Source organism: Nonomuraea sp. NPDC004186 (assembly GCF_053603495.1).
In genome coordinates this window covers 38,563-58,931 of record NZ_JBSGFQ010000046.1, presented here as the reverse complement: position 1 = coordinate 58,931, position 20,369 = coordinate 38,563, and the positions used below count along the sequence as shown (strand labels likewise).

Annotated in this window: 18 protein-coding genes; 6 read left to right on the top strand and 12 right to left on the bottom strand. The window is 70.2% G+C overall.

Features of this window, described 5'->3' with window-relative positions:
- Positions 1–32: 32 nt before the first annotated feature.
- The 4 genes from ACWEPL_RS32790 (at position 33) to ACWEPL_RS32775 (ending at position 3,838) form a co-directional block, all read left to right on the top strand.
- Positions 33–1,349 (top strand): FAD-binding protein, encoded by a 1,317-nt coding sequence (locus ACWEPL_RS32790; protein ID WP_452438471.1) that lies wholly within the window; start codon positions 33–35, stop codon positions 1,347–1,349.
- A 103-nt stretch (positions 1,350–1,452) separates the two neighbouring features.
- Positions 1,453–2,112 (top strand): DUF998 domain-containing protein, encoded by a 660-nt coding sequence (locus ACWEPL_RS32785; protein ID WP_363978355.1) that lies wholly within the window; start codon positions 1,453–1,455, stop codon positions 2,110–2,112.
- A 37-nt stretch (positions 2,113–2,149) separates the two neighbouring features.
- Complete coding sequence (locus ACWEPL_RS32780) at positions 2,150–2,524, top strand: YciI family protein (RefSeq protein WP_350723308.1); 375 nt, start codon at positions 2,150–2,152, stop codon at positions 2,522–2,524.
- Between the two features lie 57 nt (positions 2,525–2,581).
- Positions 2,582–3,838, top strand: coding sequence for an RNA polymerase sigma factor (locus ACWEPL_RS32775; RefSeq protein ID WP_363978352.1), 1,257 nt, complete (start codon positions 2,582–2,584; stop codon positions 3,836–3,838).
- Positions 3,839–3,849: 11 nt separating this feature from the next.
- Here the strand turns inward: ACWEPL_RS32775 and ACWEPL_RS32770 are convergent, their stop codons facing one another.
- From ACWEPL_RS32770 to ACWEPL_RS32735, 8 genes are all read right to left on the bottom strand, one after another.
- Positions 3,850–4,017: a hypothetical protein gene (locus tag ACWEPL_RS32770; RefSeq protein ID WP_452438470.1), complete on the bottom strand. Its 168-nt coding sequence runs from the start codon at positions 4,015–4,017 to the stop codon at positions 3,850–3,852.
- Between the two features lie 61 nt (positions 4,018–4,078).
- A complete protein-coding gene (locus tag ACWEPL_RS32765; RefSeq protein ID WP_452438469.1) occupies positions 4,079–5,455 on the bottom strand; it encodes a serine hydrolase domain-containing protein in 1,377 nt (458 codons plus the stop codon).
- Between the two features lie 138 nt (positions 5,456–5,593).
- A complete protein-coding gene (locus tag ACWEPL_RS32760; RefSeq protein WP_452438468.1) occupies positions 5,594–7,108 on the bottom strand; it encodes a nucleoside hydrolase-like domain-containing protein in 1,515 nt (504 codons plus the stop codon).
- A gap of 167 nt (positions 7,109–7,275) precedes the next feature.
- Complete coding sequence (locus ACWEPL_RS32755) at positions 7,276–8,292, bottom strand: LacI family DNA-binding transcriptional regulator (protein WP_452438467.1); 1,017 nt, start codon at positions 8,290–8,292, stop codon at positions 7,276–7,278.
- Positions 8,293–8,329: 37 nt separating this feature from the next.
- Positions 8,330–9,139: a carbohydrate ABC transporter permease gene (locus ACWEPL_RS32750; RefSeq protein WP_350723315.1), complete on the bottom strand. Its 810-nt coding sequence runs from the start codon at positions 9,137–9,139 to the stop codon at positions 8,330–8,332.
- Positions 9,136–10,068: a carbohydrate ABC transporter permease gene (locus ACWEPL_RS32745; protein ID WP_452438466.1), complete on the bottom strand. Its 933-nt coding sequence runs from the start codon at positions 10,066–10,068 to the stop codon at positions 9,136–9,138. Before ACWEPL_RS32745 ends, ACWEPL_RS32750 begins: the two co-directional genes overlap by 4 nt.
- A gap of 1 nt (position 10,069) precedes the next feature.
- A complete protein-coding gene (locus ACWEPL_RS32740) occupies positions 10,070–11,305 on the bottom strand; it encodes an ABC transporter substrate-binding protein (protein ID WP_452438465.1) in 1,236 nt (411 codons plus the stop codon).
- 217 nt (positions 11,306–11,522) lie between these two features.
- Positions 11,523–12,677: an FAD-dependent monooxygenase gene (locus tag ACWEPL_RS32735; protein WP_452438464.1), complete on the bottom strand. Its 1,155-nt coding sequence runs from the start codon at positions 12,675–12,677 to the stop codon at positions 11,523–11,525.
- A gap of 59 nt (positions 12,678–12,736) precedes the next feature.
- Here ACWEPL_RS32735 and ACWEPL_RS32730 point away from each other — a divergent pair, with 59 nt between their 5' ends.
- The gene (locus ACWEPL_RS32730; RefSeq protein WP_452438463.1) at positions 12,737–13,354 is read left to right on the top strand and encodes a TetR/AcrR family transcriptional regulator; all 618 of its coding nucleotides are present in this window, start codon (positions 12,737–12,739) and stop codon (positions 13,352–13,354) included.
- A gap of 170 nt (positions 13,355–13,524) precedes the next feature.
- Complete coding sequence (locus ACWEPL_RS32725) at positions 13,525–13,731, top strand: cold-shock protein (protein WP_192788611.1); 207 nt, start codon at positions 13,525–13,527, stop codon at positions 13,729–13,731.
- Between the two features lie 57 nt (positions 13,732–13,788).
- Here the strand turns inward: ACWEPL_RS32725 and ACWEPL_RS32720 are convergent, their stop codons facing one another.
- The 4 genes from ACWEPL_RS32720 to ACWEPL_RS32705 all read right to left on the bottom strand — a co-directional run bounded on the left by ACWEPL_RS32720 (position 13,789) and on the right by ACWEPL_RS32705 (position 20,281).
- Positions 13,789–14,928: an alpha/beta hydrolase family protein gene (locus tag ACWEPL_RS32720; RefSeq protein ID WP_452438462.1), complete on the bottom strand. Its 1,140-nt coding sequence runs from the start codon at positions 14,926–14,928 to the stop codon at positions 13,789–13,791.
- A gap of 75 nt (positions 14,929–15,003) precedes the next feature.
- The gene (locus ACWEPL_RS32715; protein WP_452438461.1) at positions 15,004–16,848 is read right to left on the bottom strand and encodes a hypothetical protein; all 1,845 of its coding nucleotides are present in this window, start codon (positions 16,846–16,848) and stop codon (positions 15,004–15,006) included.
- Positions 16,849–16,919: 71 nt separating this feature from the next.
- Positions 16,920–18,695 (bottom strand): ABC transporter ATP-binding protein, encoded by a 1,776-nt coding sequence (locus ACWEPL_RS32710; RefSeq protein WP_452438460.1) that lies wholly within the window; start codon positions 18,693–18,695, stop codon positions 16,920–16,922.
- 164 nt (positions 18,696–18,859) lie between these two features.
- Positions 18,860–20,281 carry a hypothetical protein gene (locus ACWEPL_RS32705; RefSeq protein ID WP_452438459.1) on the bottom strand — a complete coding sequence of 474 codons (1,422 nt, stop codon included), beginning with the start codon at positions 20,279–20,281 and terminating at the stop codon, positions 18,860–18,862.
- Positions 20,282–20,369 lie beyond the last annotated feature (88 nt).

Here is a 20,369-nt window from a genome sequence, read left to right as displayed (position 1 = left end):
CCTGAGTGACCACGCCGAGTTCGGGGGCCGGGATGAGCAAGGAAGCGTGGCTGTACGCGCCGGAATGCCTGGATGCCGCGAGTGACGATTTCGGGCACCTGATCAGGCGGCGGCCCGCGGCCGTGTACCGGCCGGGATCGGCCCCGGACGTGGCCGCCGCGGTGCGCCGGGCGGCCGAGCAAGGGATGCCCGTGGCCGCCCGCGGGCAGGGCCATTCCGTCTACGGCCGGGCGCAGGCCGAGGACGGTCTCGTGATCGACATGAGCGACCTGAACGCCGTGCACGCGGTCGAGGCCGATCGCGTGACCGTGGGCGGCGGCGCGACCTGGCGGTCGGTGCTCGACGTCACCCTGCCGCACGGCCTCACCCCGCCGGTGCTCACCGACTATCTCGACCTTTCGGTCGGCGGGACCGTTTCCGCGGGCGGTCTGGGCGGCATGACGTTCCGGCACGGTTTCCAGAGCTGCAACGTCATCGAGCTGGAGGTGGTGACGGGCGAGGGCGAGGTCGTCACGTGCTCGGCGAGCGCGCACCCCGAGCTCTTCGACGCCGTACGCGGCGGGCTCAGCCAGTACGGGATCATCACGCGGGCCGTCCTCCGGCTCGTCCGCGCTCCCGAACGGGTCCGCCTGCACACCCTGTCCTACCCGGACCACCGGGCGATGACGGCCGACCAGCGCCACCTGCTGTCCACGGACCGGGTCGACTTCCTGCAGGGCACGATCCGGCCGGGCCGGCAGTGCGTGGTCGAAGTAGGGGTCGGTCACTCGGCCGACTCGCCGCCCGATGACGAGGAGACGCTGGCCGGCCTGTCCGACCTCCGCGACCGGGCCGAGCGCGTCGATCTGCCGTACCTGGAGCTGTTCCTGCGGCTGAGCAAGCTCGAGAGCCACCTGCGGGCGGCGGGCACCTGGCACCATCCCCACCCGTGGCTGCACTCCTTCGTCCCGGACGCGGCCGCCGACGGGTTGGCCGCGGAGCTCCTCGCCGACGTGACCCAGGAGGACCTGGGCGAGTTCGGGCGCATCCTGCTCTACCCCATCCGCCCCGGCCGCGTGAGCTCGCCGCTGGTGCGCCTGCCGGAGGGGGAGGTCGCGTTCCTCTGCAGCCTCGTGTGCTTCCCCGCCGACGATCCCCTGCTGGTGGGCAGGCTGGTCAAGACCAACCGCGCGCTGTACGACCGCATCCGCGCCATCGGCGGCCACCTCTATCCCGTCAGCGCCGTCGCGCTCACGCGGGCCGGCTGGAAGGACCACTACGGCCCGTTGTGGCCCGCCGTGGAGCACGCGAAGGCCCGATTCGACCCCCGCCACCTGCTGACTCCCGGGCAGGGGATGTTCGCCGAATAAATCTTGAAAAAACTTCGGGGCGCGTGTCGAAAACGCCTCCCCTCGTTCGCAGCGTGTCCAGAGGGCCGGATGGGCCGGCCCCGCCGACGCGAGGTTGACGACCATGACCCGGCAGCTTGCCCACTCCCCCGCCCGACCCACCTCCACCCAGCGCCTGCTCCTCGGCTGCGGCGTCGCCGCCGGTCCGTTCTACGTGATCGTCGCCCTCGCCCAGGCGTTCACCCGGCAGGGCTTCGACCTGGCCCGCCACCCGTGGAGCTTCCTCGCCAACGGCGAGCTCGGCTGGATCCAGACCGCCAACTTCGTCCTCACCGCCCTGGCCACCATCGCCGCCGCCGCCGGCCTGCGCCGAGCCCTGGCGCCCGGCCGGGGAGCCCGGTGGGCGCCGATCCTGGTCGGCGTGTTCGGCGCCAGCATGATCGGCGCCGCGATCTTCCCCGCTGACCCCGCGATGGGTTTCCCCGCCGGGACCCCGGAAGGCCCGGGCGTCATCACCCTGTCGGGTACCCTGCACCTGGCCGCCGGCGGCGTTGGGTTCCTGTGCATGGTCGCGGCCTGCTACGTCATCGCCTCCCGGCAGTCGCGTGAGGGCCGCACGGGCTGGGCCCTGTACTCCCGCGTCACCGGCACGCTGTTCCTCGGCTCCTTCGTCGGCATCGCGAGCGGCGGCGGCGTCGCCTGGACCAACCTGCTGTTCGTCGCCGCCATCGTGGCGGTCTGGAGCTGGCTGTCGCTACTGTCCTTGAACCTCTCCCGCGCCTGACCTTCCATCCCCACCCATAGAGAAAGGAAATTTCACCATGCGCTACCTGGTCACCCTCAAAGTCAACGCCCAGCCCGAAGGGCCGCCGCCGGCCGACCTCATGGAGGCCATCTTCAAGCTCGGCCAGGAGGCCACCGAGGCCGGGGCCCTGCTCGACAACAGCGGCCTGGCCCCCAGCTCCGAGGGGGCGCGGGTCGAGGTGAGCGGGGGCCGGCTGACCGTCAGCGACGGCCCGTTCGCCGAGGCCAAGGAGCTGATCAGCTACGCACTGTACGAGGTCAGGAGCAAGGAGGAAGCCGTGGAGTGGACCACCCGCTTCGTCAAGCTCCACCGTGACCTGTGGCCGGGATGGGAGGGCGAATCGGACGTGCTGCGGCTGTTCGGGCCCGAGGACTTCGCCCCGCCGGCCTGACCTGGTGCCCATCCGGCCGCGGACCACGTCCGCGGCCGGATGCTGTATGCAGGACGCATGACGGTAGCCGATTCGCACCGGGCGGTGGAGGCGGTGTGGCGGATCGAGTCCGCCCGGGTCATCGCCGCCCTGGCCCGCATGGTCAACGACATCGGGCTGGCCGAGGAGCTGGCGCAGGACGCGCTGGTGGCCGCGCTCGAAGAGTGGCCGCGTAAGGGCGTACCCGACAATCCGGGCGCCTGGCTGACGCTCGCGGCCAAGCACCAGGCCCTCGACCAGTTCCGCCGCCGTGACACCTACCAGCGCAAGCTGCAGCAGATCGGCCGGGACATGGAGCTCCGCCAGGAGTCGGCGGAGGCCGAGCTCGACGAGGCCCTCGACGACCACATCGGCGACGACCTGCTCCGCCTGATCTTCACCGCCTGCCATCCCGAGCTGCCCGCCGAGGGCCGCCTCGCGCTCACCCTTCGCCTGCTCGGCGGCCTGTCCACGGCCGAGATCGCCCGCGCCTTCCTCGTCCCGGAGCCCACCGTCGGGCAGCGCATCTCGCGGGCCAAGCGCACCCTCGCCGACAAGAGGATCCCGATCGAGCTGCCGCCGCCCGCCGAGCTGCCCGCGCGGCTGGCCTCCCTCCTGGAGGTCATCTACCTGATCTTCAACGAGGGGTACGCGGCGACCGCCGGCGACGACTGGATCCGCCCGTCGCTGTGCCAGGAGGCCATGCGCCTCGGCCGCGTACTGGTCGGGCTCATGCCCGCGGAGCCCGAGGTGCACGGCCTGCTCGCGCTCATGGAGATCCAGGCCTCGCGCATCCCGGCCAGGACCGCCCGCGACGGCTCGCCCATCCTGCTGCTCGACCAGGACCGCAGCCGCTGGGACCGGCTCCTGGTCCGCCGCGGCCTGGACGCGCTGCGCCGCGCCGAGGAGCTGGGCACGCTCGGGCCGTACGGGCTGCAGGCGGCCATCGCCGCGTGCCACGCCCGCGCGCTCACCCCGGAGGCCACCGACTGGGAACGCATGGCCGCCCTCTACCGGCTGCTGGCCCACCTCACGCCCTCGCCGATCGTCGAGCTGAACCGGGCGGTCGCGGTCGGCATGGCGTACGGGCCCGAGCGCGGGCTGGAGATCGCCGACGGCCTCCGGGACGAGCGCGCCCTGCGGGAGTACGCGCATCTGCCCGCTGTCCGCGGTGACCTGCTGGCCAAGCTCGGCCGGGCCGAGGAGGCGGCCGCCGAGTTCCGGCGCGCGGCCGAGCTGACCCGGAACGTCCGCGAGCGCGACCTGTTCCTGGAGCGCGCCGCCGCACTGTCATAGTGCGATAACGGTCACCGGACGATCCGCTCCCGGGCCCGGAGCAGGGCGGCCACGATCTTCTCCGCGCGGTCGGGGCCCTCCCCGCTCGACCCGCCGTCGGGGTGCCGGTTCCGGACCCGCTGCCGGAAGGCGCAGGACGTCTGCGCCCGGGAGGCGCCGCCCCTGGAGCCGGCCGACAAGGAGCCGCTGCACGGGGCCGCCTGCCACTTCCCGCTCCAGGAGGTGGCGGCCGCTGATCGATCAGGAGGTGGCCGTGGCCCGGCCGAACAGCCGGCCGGCGAGGTCGACGCCCACGACCGTGCCGCTGTCGTCACGGGTGAAGAAGCCGCGCTGCCCCTTCAGGCCGCCCTCGGTGATGATGTACTCGTTGCCGTCGCCGGGCAGGAAGCCCACGGCGGCCGGCGGGTAGTCCGGGGGCATCTCGGTCTCCGACGCCTGGCGGATCTCCGGCTTGATCCCGACCTCGAGGGTGAGCCGGGTGCCGTCGGTGGCGAGGTCGAGGTTCATGGCGTCGATCTCGTAGCGGCCGGCGACCTCCTCCGCCCGCGCCCGGTCGTACGGGATCGGCTCGGGGTCCCGCTCGACCACGCCGAGGTAGTGCTCCAGCGCCCAGCGCGCGACGCTCTCGTTGAACCGGTAGCCGTCCGGACCGGCGTTGGCCAGCGAGACGACGGCGAAGTCGTGTTCGGGCACGATGAGCAGCTCGGCGAACTGGCCGTTGCCGGATCCGCCGTGCCCGATGGTGCGCACCCCGTCCACCTCGCGCAGGAACCAGCAGATGCCGAAGGCGTCGCCGAGCGTGCTGGCCCGCAGCTCGACCGTCGGCTCCCGCATGCTCCGCAGCGTCTCGGCGGGCAGCACCCCCACTGCGCCGCCCAGGTGGAAGCGGGCCCAGGCCAGCAGGTCGCTGACGGAGGAGGCGAGGCCGCCGCCGGGGTTGTTGCCGCGCATGCCGGCCCGCCACGCCTTCCACGGCCGCGCGAACCGCAGCGTGCCGTCCTCGCCGCGGTTGTAGCCGACGGCGAAGCGGCGGACCATGACGTCGTCCGGCTCGAAGAAGGTGTTCGACAGCCCGGCCGGCTCCAGGACCAGCGCGGACACGGCCTTCTCGTAGCTCAGGCCGGTGACGTTCTCGATGATCCGGCCGGCCAGGTTGTAGCCCGCCTGGCTGTAGGAGGCGCGGGCGCCGGGTGGCGCGATCAGCGGCAGGCCGGCCAGCTGCGCCACGAACGCGGCCAGGGAGCCGTCCTCCTCCTCCACGTCGATCAGGTTCCAGTCCAGGCCGGCGGTGTGGTTGAGCAGGTTCAGCACGGTGATCCGCGCGGCGGCGGCCTCGTCGGCGAGCGTGAGCTCGGGGACGTAGCGGCGCACCGGCGCGTCCAGCTCCACCTTGCCCTCCGCGACCAGGCGCATCAGCGCGGTCGCGGTGAAGGTCTTGGTCACCGAGCCCAGGTGGAACAGGGTTCGGTCGTCGACCGGCAACGGGTTGTCGAGGCTCGTCACGCCATGTGCGGCGACGAACTCCCGGCCCCCGGCCAGCACCCCGACGGCGACACCGGGGATCCCGAACTCCTTGGCCGCCGCCTCGACGAACTCGGCCAGCTTCTCCTGCGACATGTGATTCCCTCTCGGCTTCTCGTACGCTCTGACGTGCACGTACGACGATGGCCGCCGCCGCTGATACGGGTCTGACAGCGCGCTGCCACGCGCTCTCAGCGCTGCGACCGGCCAGGGACGGGCTTCACATGCGCCGGGTCATCTCACGGTCACGATGATGCGCTGGTAGGCGGTCAACGCCGGGCTGCCGTCGTCCTTCACCTCGACGATGACGTGGATGGTGCTCCCCGGCCGCGCGTCCGCCGGCACGGTGAAGCTCGCCTTCGAGGAATGACGTCCCGGTGCGGCGGCCGTCGCGCCGTCATCGGTGGTGAGCTCGACGGCGCCCCGATAGCTGCCCGCCTCCTGGTACTGCCACCAGCGAGAGCTGAGTGCGTCCCCGTCGGGATCGGTCGCCCTGGCGGAGAGGCGCACCTTCTGCCCGGGCCGCGCGCTGATGTCGCGGCGCCCCGCCGGCAGGGTGACCTCGGGCCGGTGGTTCGCCGCGCGGAAGTCGGGCGTCACGCTCCATCGCAGGCGCGCGGCGAAATCGAGCTGGGCGGCCTCGAACCAGCGGGCCGCCGCATAGTCGGCCGGCGCGTTGCCCTGCGGATCGTGGTCCACGGCTTTCGAGGCGAGCCATTCGGACGGGTCGTCGGGGCTCTGCTCCTGGCGGCCGCCCCATCCGCCGTAGCCGCCTTTCTCATGACCGCGCAGACCGTTGTCCACGAGGTTCATGAAGTTGGAGGTGTCTCCTTCGGAGATCCAGGAGCCCTTTTCCTGGATGGGCATCCATATCTTGTAGCCGCGCGCGCGTAGCTCGTCCTCGCCGAGGTAGGACAGGCCGAAGTGATCCCAGACGTCGCCCTCCACCATCTGCTTTCCGTCACCCCAGATCCGGTACAGCTCGCCGAAAGGCCCCTTGCCGGACACGTTCTCCGCCGTCCATCGGGCCGAGAGGTATTTCGCGTGCTCGGGAAGGACCGTGCGGCGGGCGAAGTAGCCCCAGATCGTGGTCGCCACGTCCCGTGCCTCGATGTCCGGCCAGTTGGGGGCGATGTAATCCTGGTAGCCGGCATCCTGTGAGCCGAACTTGGTGATGATCGCCTTTCGGGACACCTCGCGGCGGACGCGGTCCCACCGGGGCGTTCCCTCGTACTGTTCCTGGATCGATTTCAGCGCGCGGGCGATCGTGCTCGTGCCTCCCCACGCCTGCAGGTAGACGGGTCCGCCCTTGCCGTCGAGGAGAACGTCCTTGATGAGGTTCGATCCCGGGGTCTCCTTGGAGATGTCCCCTTCGAACTCGACGTTGCCCACGCGGATCTTGGAGAGCAGACTGCGGGGGTCGGGGTAGTCGCGGTCATGGCGTACGAGGTTGGGATAGACCTCGGCGTACGCCTTCACCGCGGTGTGGATGAACTGCTCGTCCCGCGCCCACCGCCACGACGTCTGCGGGGTGGTGTACTCCCTGCCCGGCAGGAAGAACTCCGTCCCCTTGCCGTCGCCTTTCCAGTGGAACCGGCTGCTGGCGTAGACGAGCCCCTCGGTCGTCACCTCATTGCTGTAGAGCAGGTATCGGATCAGCGAGTTGGCGTCGTCGAGTTCGGGGTCGGCGGTGACGATGGTCCGCGGCCGGGGGCTCTGGGTGACGGCTTCGGCCGGCGGCGCCGTCATGCCCGCCGTGAGCGAGAGCAGTAAGAAAGTCCCGAGAGATCTGCGTATCCACTGACGAGCCATGCTCTCTCCTGCCGCGCAATGTCCTGTTATGAATATCTATTCACTAACGACTGGACATTTATCACGCTACGGAGGGTGCGCATCCATGTCAATGGCGGCCGGCCTCACGCCCCACCGGTGGACTCGCGGGCCACGACCGTGAAGCGGCTGACGAACTCGCGCGCGACCTCCCGCTTCTTGCCCTTCTCCGTGATCCGCTTGGCGAGGAACCGGACGGCCGTGCCGGCCATCAGCGAGTGATCGGGGTCGATCGACGACAGGGAGGGCACGATGTAGCCGCCTTCGGCGATGTTGTCGAAGCCGATGACCTTCACCTCGCCGGGCACGCGTACGCCCCGGTCGGCCAGCCCGCGCAGCACGCCGATCGCCACCGTGTCGGTCACGCAGAACACGCCGTCGAACTCCACCCCGTCGTCCACCAGGCGCCGGGCCGCGGCGGCCCCGCCCTCCATCGTGAACCGCGAGGTCGGGGCCACGAGCCGCGCGTCGAAGTCGACGCCGGCCTCGTCGAGCGCCTCGCGGTAGCCGGTGAAGCGCAGGCTGGAGACGTTGACCTCCTCCCCCTGGGCGCCGCCGTCGACGAGCGCGATGCGGCGGCAGCCCCGCTCGATCAGGTGGGCGGTGGCGGCGCGGGCGCCTTCGACGTTGGGCATGGCGACGTGGTCCACGGGCCCGTCGAAGATGCGCTCCCCCAGGATGACGATGGGGTAGTCGACCTTGAGCAGGTCGGTGTCGGTCGGCCCGAGCCCGACGGTGCTGAGGATGAGCCCGTCGTAGAGGCGGTTGCGGGACAGGGCGAGCGCGTCCAGCTCGCCCTCGCGCGAGGCGCCGGTCTGCTCGATGGCCACCTTGAGGTTGTGCCGGGCCGCCGCCGTGATGATCTCGGCCGCGAGCTGCCCGAAGTACGGCCGGTCCACCTCGGGTACGGCGAGCCCGATCGTGCCGGTCCGCCCGGTACGAAGGTTGCGCGCCGCCACGTTGACCCGGTAGTCGAGCTGGTTGATGGCCTGCAGCACGCGCTCGCGCGTCTCGGCCTTGACATGGGGGTGGTCGTTGAGCACGTGGGACACCGTCATGGCGGACACCCCCGCGGCCCTGGCCACGTCCTGGATCGTCACCATTTCTGGATCACCCGCACGGCCCGCATCCTCTCACGCGTCAACCCTTGACGCTCCCCCGCAGCAGCCCGTTGACGATGTGCCGCTGCATCGCGATGAAGAAGATCACGACGGGGGTCAGCACGATCACGCTGAGCGTCATGAACGCCGGCCAGTCCACCGAGTACTGCCCGACGGCCTTGTAGACCTGCAGCACCAGGGTCTGCTTGTCGGGCGAGCTGATGAACACGTTCGGCGTGATGAAGTCGTTCCAGATCCACATGGTCTGGAACACGCCGACCGTGATGAGGATGGGCCGGATGAGCGGCAGCACGATCCGCCAGTAGATCTGCCACGGTCCCGCGCCGTCGATGCGTGCCGCCTCGAAGATCGAGATCGGCAGTGACCGCAGGTAGCCCTGGATGAGGAAGTAGCAGAAGACCGAGCCGGCGGCGTACAGGAAGATGAGCCCTTCGAGGCTGTCGACCAGCCGCAGCTGCACGAGGATGCGGTAGACCGGGATCAGCGTGGCCTGCCCCGGCACCAGGAACGCGATCACGAGCAGCGCGCCGGCCACCCGGTTGAGCAGCGTCTTGCGCAGCAGCATCGCGTACGCCGCCATCGACCCGATGATCAGCATGATCACGATGGAGACGGCGGTGACGTACAGCGTGTTGAGGAAGGACTGCAGGATCGGCGTGCTCTCGAAGACCCGCGCGTAGTTGTCGAGGTACAGGCCCGACGGCAGGCCCAGCGGTGAGGCCGACGTCTCCGCTTGCGTCTTGAAGGTGTTGACGACGATGTAGTAGAACGGCACGCCGACCACGGCGGCGGCCAGGATCATCGCGAAGCTGAGCAGCGGCCTTCTCATGACAGGCGCCCTTCGAGCCGGCTCGACAGGACCAGCTGGACGGCCACGATCGCGCCGACGACCAGCATGAAGACCACCGCCAGCGCCGATGCCTGGCCGAACTCGGCCTGCGCGATGCCGCTCTGGATGATCGACTGGGTGATGGTGAACGTGGCGTAGCCGGGTCCGCCCTTGGTGAGGGTGTAGGGCAGGTCGTAGACCTTCAGGCCGCCGGTCATCAGCAGCAGCGAGCTGATGGTGACGGCCGGGGCGAGCAGCGGCAGCGTGATGGAGAGGAACGACTGGCGCGGCGAGGCGCCGTCCACCCGCGCGGCCTCGTAGTAGTCGTCGGGGATCGACTGCAGGTACGCCAGGTAAAGGATGGCGTGCCAGCCGGTGGACGACCAGACGGCGACCATGATGACCGACAGCTGGGCGAGCGTGCTGTCGGACAGCCAGGGCACCGGGCCCAGCTCTCCGAGCAGGCTGTTGATGGCGCCCGAGCCGAGCGGCGACAGGATGAACCCCCACACCAGGCCGAGGATCGCGATGCTGGGGATGGCGGGGAAGAAGAAGACGGCCCGCACTACGCTCCGGCCGAAGAAGCGCCGGTTGAGCAGCACGGCCAGCGGGATCGCCAGCAGGGTGATGATCAGCGTGGTGCCGATCGCGTACAGCAGCGTGAACCCCAGCCCGGCCAGCATGGCCGGGTCGGCGAAGATCTTCCGGTAGTTCTCCAGCCCGACGAAGTTGACCTCCGTCGAGTAGCCGTTGAAGTCGGTCACGCTGAAGTAGAGCGACTGCGCCAGCGGGATCGCGAACAGCACCGCGAACACGATCCCGATCGGCACCAGGAACGCCTGCAGCCGCAGCCCCTCCAGCCGCTTCGGCGAGACCAGCCAGGACAGGGCGCCTGTCGCGGCGGGCGCCCTCGTGCCGAACGCCGTCATGTCAGCTCTGGCCCTTGAGCCGGTTGTCGAGCGCGGCGGCCACGTCGGCCGGCTGCTCCTGGCCCTGCACCATCAGCTGGAGCTGCGCGACCGCCTCGGTGTTGAGCGCGTCCTGCGCCCGTGGCCAGGCGATCTGCGGCAGGTAGAAGGTGCCGTCCTTGAGCGCCTGGAGGTTGGGCTCCAGCACCTTGTCGATCTCGGGCGTGACGTCCGACGTGGTCGTCATGGCCGCCGTCTGCTTGTTGAACAGCGTCACGCCTTCCTTGCTGCCGAGGTACGTCAGGAACGCCTCGGCCTCCTTCTCGTGCTCGGTCTTGGCGTTGATGGCGTAACCGGGCGAGGCCGCGCCGGACCAGAACGGCTTGCCGTCGGGCGTCGGCACGCCGACGAAGGCCATGTTCATATTCGGCGCCTTCTCCCGCAGCGTGGACACGTTCCACGGGCCCGCGGAGATCATCGCGACGCGGCCGTTGGCGAACTCGTCCACGATCTGCTCGCCGCTCAGGCCCACGACGTCCTTGCTCATGACCCCGCTGGTGAACAGCTGGTTGAAGTTCGTCAGCGGCCCGAGCCACAGGTCCCCGAACTTCTTCTGGCCCGCGAAGATCTGCGCGTCCACGTCGCCGCCCTGGCGCGCGTTCTCATGGCCGACCAGGGCCGCGAGGGTGAGCGGCATGCCCGTCACCGAGTCGTAGTACGGCGTCGTGCCCGCCGCCTTGAGCTTCTGGCACAGCGCGACGAAGTCGGCCCACTTGGTCGGGAACTCGGTGACGCCCGCCTTGGCGAGGAGGTCCTTGTTGTAGAGGATGCCGGCGGACCAGGACGAGATCGACATCCCGTACGCCTTGCCGTCCCGGGAGTAGGTGGCGGTGTTGAACTTCGACATGTTCGCCATGTACGGCTTGCCGGTCAGATCTTTGACGAAGCCGCCCTGGATGAGGTTGGTCTTGTTCTCGGCCGCGATCGCGAACACGTCGGCGCCGGTGCCCGAGACGAGCCGGGTCTGCAGCGTGGAGATGTACTCGGCCACCGGCGGGGCCGTGGAGAACTCGACGTCGATGGTGGGATTCTGCTTCTCGAAGGCCTCGATGATCGGTTTCATCGACTGCTCGTTGTCCCAGGAGAAGAACGTCAGCTTGGTCTTCCCGCCGCCTCCGCCTCCTCCTCCCGAGCCGCATCCGGTCAGGGCCAGAACGGCAGCCGCCAGGATCGCAGTTGAGCTTCTGAGCAGGGACATCGCGCACCTCTTTGGCACTCATACCGGGGGGTCGGGCACGTCGGATCGTCGTCCGCGGACGCCTGGACAGCTGCGCCCGCTTGGGGGTTGTATCGATAAAACATGTATCGACACAAATCGCAGCCTGTCAAGAGTGCGTTACCGATCGCGCAACAGGCCAGGCCCGTCCAAGTGAGGGTCTGGCCAGGCTCGATGCGGACATGTAACGTTACGAACCTCAAGCCTTCTGGGCGCGCCAGAGGGCGGCGAGCTGCCGGGTGGCCAGGCGGGACGGGACGGCCCGGAGCAGCGTGTCGCGCAGCCACGCGGCGAGACCGGTCTGGGAGGTCAGCCGCGACTGCCGGGACGCCGCCCGCATGATGCGGTTGGCGCTGGGCCTGCGCTCGGCGTCGTAGCGCAGGAGCCGCTCGGCGACGTCGGCCGGCTCGGCGCCGGTCAGGTGGCGGGTCAGCGCGGCCGCGTCCTCGAAGGCCTGGCTGGCACCCTGGCCGAGATCCGGTGGCATGGCGTGCGCGGCGTCGCCGAGGAAGGCGATCCGGCCGGCCGCGTACGAGGGCAGGGGTTCGGCCAGGCGGGCGATCGGGTCGACGTAGATGTCGTCGGCTGGGGTGGCCTCGATCAGCGCGGTGACGAGGGGGTGCCAGTCGGCCATGAGGGAGAGCATCTGCCGGCGTGCCTCGTACGCGTCCGGCGGCGTGCCGTGCAGGACGGAGTCGGTGAACCAGTAGAGGCGGTCCTCGCCGACGGGGAACAGGCCGAACATCGCCCCGCCGCGGCGGTCGACCAGCTGGCTGGCGAGCAGGTCCGTGGCCAGGCCGGCAGGGCGGGGCAGCATGCCGCGCAGGTCGATCCGGCCGGTGCGCCGCAACCCGGGGTGACCGGGGAAGAGTTGTGCGCGCAGCTTGCTGCCGATGCCGTCGGCCGCAACCACGGCATCCGCTCTCGCGACGGGGTTCCCGTCGCTGATCACGCTCACCCCGGCGGGATCGGGCTCCAGGCGCTCGACGGGGGTCGCGGTGCGCACCAGGCCGGGAGGCAGCGGGGCGCGCAGCGCCCGGTGCAGTTCCGCCCGGTCGATGATGGCGGCCGTCCCGACCTCCTGCTGCGCCCGGGCCAGGTCGGTGATCAGCAGCGGCCGTCCGCGCCAGTCACGCAATCCCCCGAGGGTCGCGTGCATGACGTGCCCGCGAACGTCGCCGGCCAGCCCCACCGCGTCCAGCGCGCGAAGCCCGTTGGGCATGACCACGATCCCGGTGCCGGCCTCCCGGAGCTCGGAGCCCCGTTCGAAGAGGGTCACCTCATGACCCAGGCGGTGCAGCCCCACCGCGGCCACCACTCCTCCGAGCCCGGCGCCGACCACCACGACCCTCATGAGGCCTCCCCATCGATTCACTACGATCGTACTAGTACGGGCATTGGTATCATGGCCGCATGCCGCCCACGAATCCAGCCCGTCGCCAAGCCCTGACCGATGCGGCCATCGAGCTGCTGGCGTCGTCGGGCGCGCACGGGCTGACCCACCGCGCGGTGGAGAAGGCGGCGGGCCTCCCGCCGGGGACGGCCTCCAACTACTTCCGCAGCCGGGAAGCCCTGCTGGTGGCCGCCGCGGAGCGCATCGTCGAGCTGCACCACGCCGACACCGACCGGGCCGTCGGGCAACCGGCGACCCTGGTCGACCTGCTGACGGAATCGCTGCTCACAGCGGCGACCACGCTGCGCGACCGCTATCTGGCGATCTTCGAACTGCAACTGGAGGCCGCGCGCCGGCCGGTGCTCGCCTCGGCGCTCGCGAGGCTGCAGGACACGGCGGTGCTGGTCACCGCCGGGCACCACGACCAGCTCGGCCTCACCATCCCGCGCGAGAAGATCCCGGCCCTGATCGCGCTCTATGGCGGTACGCTGTTCACGCTGGTCAGCGCGCCGCCGGGGAGCGTCAGCAGGGGCGCCGTCCAGAATGTGGTGCAGGTCATGGTGTACGGCTGCATCGAGGACGTCCAGGCACGAAAAGGTCAATCCACGGCAAAACTTTTCGGACGCGACGGTGAATAGGAAAGTCTCATCCAGCTGCACCGGAAGCGTGTGATAGGGTGGGGGAGTTGCAGTTGCGGTACCCATCGACTTAGTGCGCGCCCGACGGAATACAACCTTCGGGCGCGTTTTGTTTGCCGGGCAATTCCGGATGGGCTCATGTTTTCTGCACTTATCTAAAGGAGATCTACATGGCTACCGGAACCGTGAAGTGGTTCAACTCTGAAAAGGGCTTCGGCTTCATCGCGCAGGACGGCGGCGGCGCCGACGTCTTCGCGCACTACTCGAACATCGTGTCCAACGGCGGCTACCGCGAGCTGACCGAGGGCCAGAAGGTGTCCTTCGACATCGTCCAGGGCCAGAAGGGCCCGCAGGCGGAGAACATCGTCTCGGCCTGACGCAACAGCGCACGTCGAGAACGGGCCCGCACCCTCATGGGTGCGGGCCCGTTTTCGTCAGGGATTCTGGAAGGCCACCTCGGGATTCGCCGCGGACGGGCCGTCCAGCAGCGGCTGGTGCCTGCCGCGTAGGTGCTGGTCGAAGAAGGCGCCCACATAGGCCGTGGTGATCTCGCCCGATCGTTCGCCCGAGAGCGGGGCGGAGGGGTCCACGACTCCCGCCTGCCCGCCGATGATCGGCAGGTCGATGAAGGTGAAGTGCCCGGAGTCGGCGACCGTCAGCCAGCGCTTCCAGCCGTCCAGCCGCTGCCAGGCCAGCGGCCAGCTCGTGTCGACGCTGTCGGGCGAGTGCTGGGCCTTGGTGCCGAGCATGAGGAAAGGCCGCTTACCGAGGCCGGACTGCGGTACCGGCGCGAAGAACGTGCCGTCCATGTCCACCCCCGCGCGGATGCGGCGGTCGGCGGCCATGACGGCAGCGGCGGCGTTGCCGCCCAGGGAGTGCCCGGCGGCTCCGATCCGCCCCGGGTCGATCATCTTCCAGCGCTTCCAGCGGGTCAGCTCGCCGACCACGAAGGAGAGGTCGGCGCCTCGGCCCTCGGCGGCCTTGGCCATCAGCTTCTTCTCCGCCTCGTCGGAGGGAGCCCGCTCGATCGCCTCGCAGGCGACGCAGGTCAGGGTACGGCCGCCGGGGAAGGCGGTCCCGTACGACTCGTAGGCGTGGTCCACGAGCGCGACGACGTACCCCTTGGACGCCAGCTCCTCGGCGAGCGTCGTCAGGGTGGCGCGGTTGAGCGTGAAGCCCGGCGAGAGCAGCACCAAGGGATGCCTGCCGCCGATCGGGCGGGCGCCGGCGCGGGCGTTCACGCGCACGCCGGCGAGCTGCTCGGCCTTGAACCTGGTGTCGAGCTTCAGCCCCTTGAGCAGGAGCCGGGCCTCGTCGACGGTCATGTACGGGGCGGGGCCGCCGCCGGTGGAGGCGGGGTAGTACATCGACACCATCAGCTCCCGCCCGTCCGCGGTGGGCACCCACGGGTCGGGACGCTTCCTGTCGACGAGGTGCAGGGTGTCGCGACCGACCGCGTACTGCCCGGTGGGGCGGGGAATGGAGAAGGCTTCCGCGGAGGCGGCGGCCGCGGAAGCCGGAAACACGGCGCCCAGCAGAGCGACGATTGCGAGCGCAAGACGGGATCTCATCATGGGCAGGAGCGTAGAAATGACGCCTCTGTCGCCGACACTCCCGAAAGGCCCGTTCGCTCCCTTACTTTCGTCAACCTAGTCGCCGGCGGCGCTCCGGTACTGGGCGGCGAGGGCGACGGTCTGCTGCGCGGTGTACGGGTCGAAGGTGCGCAGCGCCCGGGCGTCCAGACCGGCCAGCAGCCGGGCGGCCTGCTCGGGGTCGCCGTCGCGGCGGACGTACTCGTTGTCCTGGAACCGGATCGACGGGCGGGCGGCGTCGAGCGCGGCGGTCCGGACGATCGCCGCCACGACCGGGTCGTGGCTCCCGGTCTCGGCCTGGCGGCGCTCGCGTACCCCGGCCAGCGCCTCGCCCGCCGAGGCGAGGGCGTCGCTGCCGCCGAGGGCGAACCACGCGCCCGTCTCCGCCGCGTGCAGCACCTCGGCGTCGCGCTCCTCCGCCACGCCCTGCGGGGGTGTGATGCGGACGCGCAGCGGCTCGCCGGTGACCACCCACTGCACGGGCTCCCCCGCCGGGTCGCGGGCGGGGATGCCGAGGACCGGCGTGATGTCGTATTCGCCGGGTTCGGCGAAGGTGAAGCCGGCCGAGCCGAAGGTGAGGTTGACGTTGTTGCTGATCGCCCCGCTGGGCGGGACGGTGAGCTTCGCGGTGGAGTCCATGGCGGCCATGCACCGCTGGGCGATCGGGGTGAACGCGGTCACGTCCGCCGGCGGATCGCTGCGGCGGCGTACCAGGATCTCCAGCGGCCCGGCCTTCGGGTCGAGCACCCAGCGCTCCACCTCCAGATCCGCCGCCGTGCGGTTCTCCAGGGTGACCTTGAGGAACACGGGCTGGCCGAAGGCGAAGACCGGCCCGGACTCGGGCGCGGCGAGCGTCAGCCGGTAGCCGTCGAACGGGATCTCCGGCGCGTACGGCGAGTGCCCGCCGCCCCCGTCGGCCCAGTAGCGAACGGAGTGGAAGGGCTCACCCCCGGGGATCAGCGCCGTCAACGGCCCGTGCCGAAGAAATGTCAGTTCGTCGGCGTCGAAGGTGAACGCGAACTCCCGCCAGTAGTCCTGCTCGTGGCCGCCGCCCAGGTATCGCCAGTCGTAGTTCATGAAGGAGGTCGAGTCGGCCCGGCCGACCACGCGCTCGAAGCGGTGCGCGAGGTTGAGCGCGTGCCCGAGCTCGTGCACGATGGTCCTGATGATCTTCTGATCCCTGGTCGCCCCCTGGAAGCCGGCGGTGAAGACCGCCGCGCCCTGCCGCTGGAGCAGCCCTTCGGCGTCGAACATCACGCCGGCCAGCCCGGGGATGGCCGCCCGGGACAGCAGGAGCAGATGCAGCTCCCACGCCCTGGCGCGCAGCGACGCGTCGCCCGTGATGAGCATGAGATCGCTCAGCATGGTGTAGAGCAGCGAGTCGTCCCAGGCTCCGGCGATCCCGGCGGGGATGGCGCTCTGCCGCCCGACGCCCTTGACCGCGAACCCGGCGCCCCGCAGGCAGCCGTTGATCGTGCGCTCCACGCCCTGGAAGATCACCGGGCTCGGCGCCGGGACGTTCTGCTCCAGCTCGATCTCCAGTCCCAGCTCGCGCAGCGCGTCGTCCTTGTGCTCGACGGGGACGACCACCTCGGTCTGGGTCGGCAACCCGTTCAGCGGGGCGTCGAGGACGAACGTCACCGACACGCCGTCGCTCTGCGCCAGGGCCAGCGACCCCGTCGTCTTATTGGTGGGACCGGCCTGCCAGATCGCCGGCCACTTGCCGTCGTCGAGCGCGACCTTGGTGCCGGGCGCGGTGCGCGCCGACGCCAGGTACGCCTTCCGGCCGTCCGCCGCGACCTGGAACACGTCCGCGCTGATCACCCCCGAGCCGTCCGCGTCCACCCGCAGCGTGACCGAGATGCCGCCGCTCTGCCCCTCGTAGCGTCCGTCCCTGATCATGGGATCTCCTCGATGTCGATTGCACCGTTCCAACGATGGGGCACGACAGGCCGGGATCGCATGAGTATCCCCTACTCAACCACCGCCTCGGCGACGATGGGGCTGTCGTCGTCCATCAGGAAGCCGCCGGACTGGTGCCGCCAGAGCCGGGCGTACGGGCCTTCGGTCTGCAGCAGCTCGGCGTGGGAGCCCTGCTCCACGATGCATCCCCGGTTGAGCACGACCAACCGGTCCATCCGGACGACGGTGCTCAGGCGGTGGGCGACCACGAGCGCGGTGCGGTCGCGCATCAGGTGCCACAGGGCTTCCTGGACGAGGATCTCGCTCTCGGAGTCGAGAGCGCTGGTGGCCTCGTCCAGCAGCAGGATCGGGGCGTCGCGCAGGATGGCGCGCGCGAGCGCGAGGCGCTGCCGCTGGCCGCCGGAGAGCTTGACGCCGCGCTCGCCGACCAGGGTGTCGAAGCCGTCCGGCAGGGACTCGGCGAACTCCGTGACGTGCGCCGCCCGCGCCGCCGCGAGGATCTCTGCGTCGGTGGCGCCCGGCCGGGCGAACGCGATGTTGTCACGCACCGACCGGTGGAACATGGCGGGTTCCTGGGGGACGTACGCGATGAGGCTGCGCAGGTCGGCCTGGCGCAGCCGGGAGATGTCCTGGCCGCCTATCAGGATCCGGCCCGCGTCGACGTCCATGAGGCGCAGCAGCAGCCGGGTGAGGGTGGTCTTGCCGCCGCCGGACTGGCCGACCAGCCCGATCTTGGTGCCGCTGGGGACGTCCAGGTCCAGGCCCTCGAACAGGGGCGCGGCACCCTGGTGCGCGAACCTCACCCGCTCGAAGCGGACGCTCGAGTCGGCCGGGCGCAACGGCTGCGGGTCGGCGGAGTCCAGCACGGTCGGCGGCACGAGGAGGAGTTCGGTGAACTGGGCGGCCTCGGTGAGCACGCTCTCGATCCGCCGGTAGATCTGGTTGAACTCGAACATGATGCTGATCGCGCTCGTGTAGTAGGAGAACGACACCACGATGGCCTCGACGCCCAGACCGCCCCGCAGCACCACGGCGAGGAGCAGGCCGACGGCACTGGTGAGGACCGAGATCGGGGCGACGACCGTGTCCACCCGCAGGTTGCCGTAGTCCCAGGACCGCAGCGCCAGCCGCTGCTGCTCGGCGATCCTGGCCCGGTGCTCGGTGGCTTCGCGGTCTTCGGCGGCGAACGCGCGGACCGTCTCCATGTTGGCCAGCACGTCGGCGACGTGGCCCGACACGAGCACCCTGGCGGCCTCGCGCTCGTCGACCAGCGCCTGGCGACGGCGGATCAACGGGGCGACGAGCACGCCGGTGACGACGATGAGACCGATGAGAACGAGGACCAGCAGCGGGTGATACTGCCACAGCACCACCGAGGCGAAGGCCAGCGGCATCAGCTTGGCCATGATCGAGAAGGTGAGCGTGTCGGCGAAGTCCTCGAACCGGGAGGAGAATCCCAGCACCCGCTTGGTCAGCGAGCCGGCGAAGTTGTTGTGGAAGAACGCGGCGTCCTTGGTCAGCAGCTCCTCCATGCCCACCACGCCGAGCCGTTCGATGCCCCGGGCGTCCGTGCGGTTGAGGAAGTGCAGCCCGATCCGCCACAGCACCTCGCCCGCCAGCAGCAGCGCGCCGAAGGCGAGCACGTACGGCAGGAGCGTGGCGACGGTGCCGTCCCCGCCCCCGGCCAGCTGCCCCACCAGCCCGGCCACCGCCAGCGGCGCCAGGTAGGACAGGCAGATGTTGCCCAGCGCCGGCAGGGTGAGCGCGGGCACCGCGACCCACCGCTGTCGGATCAGCTCACCGCAGTAGTAGCGCAGTGCCAGCATGATCGCCGACCTCCGCGCAGATGGATTGCCTGGGGAATCCTGAAGTGTTCCGAGCACAGCCATCCGCCCTCCCGAATGCAGACACCGCCCCGCTAAATGCTGCCGTCCGGGGGTACGAGGGAGCGAACGATTTTCCGGCCGCCGCCCCCTCGTACGACGCGGGCTTACTGGATTGCGCCGGATTGGGAGAGAAGGTCCTGATACCAGGTGTCGTACGGGTGGTTGGTCGCCGGGTAGTTGGCGAGCGGGCTGGTCGCGTCGCCGGTCGAGTCGAAGTCCCAGCCCCGTACGAGCCGTCCCGCCTGCCGTGCCGCGGTGATGAACGAGGACTGCGTGGCGGGCGCGGCGTAGAACAGCGCGCCCTGCTGGAGCTCCGCGCTGTCGCCCTGCTGGAACTCGTCGAAGGCGACCTGCTGGTAGCGGATGCGGTCGCCGGTGTACCTGTCGGTGTCGATACGCAGGGTCTGCGACGGGGTCGGGCCGTCGGCGCCGGTCCACACGCGCACGCGAGAGGTGCCGCTGGCCGAGGTGGTCTTGTCGTAGCGGGCGTCGGAGGTCTTGGCGTTGCCGCTCCACGAGACCGTCATCGCGCCGGCGTCGAGCACGCCGTCCCAGTCCCAGTTCTGGCTGCTGCTCTGGCTGCGGTGGATCTCGCGCAGCTGAGTGCCCGCCGGATCGGTGAACCTGATCGTCGGCAGGACGCCGTCGTCGTACTTGTGGCTGGCCGACCAGGTGATCTCGCCGTCGGCGCCGAGGCGGCCCACGCGGTACCACAGCGTGGTCGCGGTCTGGGACTGGTGGACCTCGACCAGGTCGCCGTTGTCGTTGAGGGCGACGGCCGGCGTCACGCCGTTGTCGTACTTGCCGTGGCGCAGCCAGGTCACGCGGCCGTCGGGGCCGTACGTGCCGGACCAGTACCAGAGCGCGCCCGCACCCGAGTCGTGCACCTCCACGACCTGGCCGCGGCCGTTGATGGCGACGGCCGGGTTGGAGCCGACGTCGCGCTTGTACTGGGTGCGGGTCGTCCCGTTGCCGGAGATCAGGGGCAGCACCCGGCCGCGCAGCGCGTCCACCGTCGGCGGGGTCGCCGGGTAGTCCTTGGCCCAGAGCAGCCGCGAGCCGAAGACGGAGACGAACTCCTGGTTGAGCGCCGCCAGGTTGCCGGCCGCGTACGAGGTGTTGTCGGTCAGGTCGTCCTTGATGTCGAGGGCGACGACGATCGGGGCGGCGGTGGGATGCTGCGCGGACCAGGTGTTGATCACCTTGAGCCAGTCACGCAGGAGGTTGGAGGCGGGGTTGCCAGAGTGGTCGACCTGGTTGCCCGGGGAGTCGTGGCCGATGGAGTAGTCGTTCGAGGTGGCGTAGCCGTTGTCGTGTATGTCGAGTTCGATGAAGCGGATGCCGTGGTCGAGCTGGTAGGCGATCGAGTTCTTGGCGCCGGCGACGTTGCCCGAGTAGCTGTTGTGCGTGGCGCGGAAGATCGCCGAGGGTAACGGCGGGTCCGCCTGCGCCTCGGCGGGTCCGCTGATCAGCATCGCGGACGCGGCGAGGGCGAGCGCGGACAGGACGGTTCGTGATCGGAGCATGCTCTGATCATCACGTCGAAGATCTTTCCCGACAATACTGCTGCCGAGGCCGTTCAGGTAGGGCTGTCCCTACCATGGACACGCCCGT

Bases quoted from the DNA above. Each gene is read 5' to 3' on its own strand.
- ACWEPL_RS32705 (WP_452438459.1), bottom strand. From the start codon at position 20,281: ATGCTCCGATCACGAACCGTCCTGTCCGCGCTCGCCCTCGCCGCGTCC.
- ACWEPL_RS32740 (WP_452438465.1), bottom strand. From the start codon at position 11,305: ATGTCCCTGCTCAGAAGCTCAACTGCGATCCTGGCGGCTGCCGTTCTG.
- ACWEPL_RS32775 (WP_363978352.1), top strand. From the start codon at position 2,582: ATGACGGTAGCCGATTCGCACCGGGCGGTGGAGGCGGTGTGGCGGATC.
- ACWEPL_RS32755 (WP_452438467.1), bottom strand. From the start codon at position 8,292: ATGGTGACGATCCAGGACGTGGCCAGGGCCGCGGGGGTGTCCGCCATG.
- ACWEPL_RS32765 (WP_452438469.1), bottom strand. From the start codon at position 5,455: ATGTCGCAGGAGAAGCTGGCCGAGTTCGTCGAGGCGGCGGCCAAGGAG.
- ACWEPL_RS32745 (WP_452438466.1), bottom strand. From the start codon at position 10,068: ATGACGGCGTTCGGCACGAGGGCGCCCGCCGCGACAGGCGCCCTGTCC.
- ACWEPL_RS32750 (WP_350723315.1), bottom strand. From the start codon at position 9,139: ATGAGAAGGCCGCTGCTCAGCTTCGCGATGATCCTGGCCGCCGCCGTG.
- ACWEPL_RS32720 (WP_452438462.1), bottom strand. From the start codon at position 14,928: ATGATGAGATCCCGTCTTGCGCTCGCAATCGTCGCTCTGCTGGGCGCC.
- ACWEPL_RS32710 (WP_452438460.1), bottom strand. From the start codon at position 18,695: ATGCTGGCACTGCGCTACTACTGCGGTGAGCTGATCCGACAGCGGTGG.
- ACWEPL_RS32785 (WP_363978355.1), top strand. From the start codon at position 1,453: ATGACCCGGCAGCTTGCCCACTCCCCCGCCCGACCCACCTCCACCCAG.
- ACWEPL_RS32790 (WP_452438471.1), top strand. From the start codon at position 33: ATGAGCAAGGAAGCGTGGCTGTACGCGCCGGAATGCCTGGATGCCGCG.
- ACWEPL_RS32730 (WP_452438463.1), top strand. From the start codon at position 12,737: ATGCCGCCCACGAATCCAGCCCGTCGCCAAGCCCTGACCGATGCGGCC.
- ACWEPL_RS32760 (WP_452438468.1), bottom strand. From the start codon at position 7,108: ATGACGGCGCCGCCGGCCGAAGCCGTCACCCAGAGCCCCCGGCCGCGG.
- ACWEPL_RS32725 (WP_192788611.1), top strand. From the start codon at position 13,525: ATGGCTACCGGAACCGTGAAGTGGTTCAACTCTGAAAAGGGCTTCGGC.
- ACWEPL_RS32715 (WP_452438461.1), bottom strand. From the start codon at position 16,848: ATGATCAGGGACGGACGCTACGAGGGGCAGAGCGGCGGCATCTCGGTC.
- ACWEPL_RS32780 (WP_350723308.1), top strand. From the start codon at position 2,150: ATGCGCTACCTGGTCACCCTCAAAGTCAACGCCCAGCCCGAAGGGCCG.
- ACWEPL_RS32735 (WP_452438464.1), bottom strand. From the start codon at position 12,677: ATGAGGGTCGTGGTGGTCGGCGCCGGGCTCGGAGGAGTGGTGGCCGCG.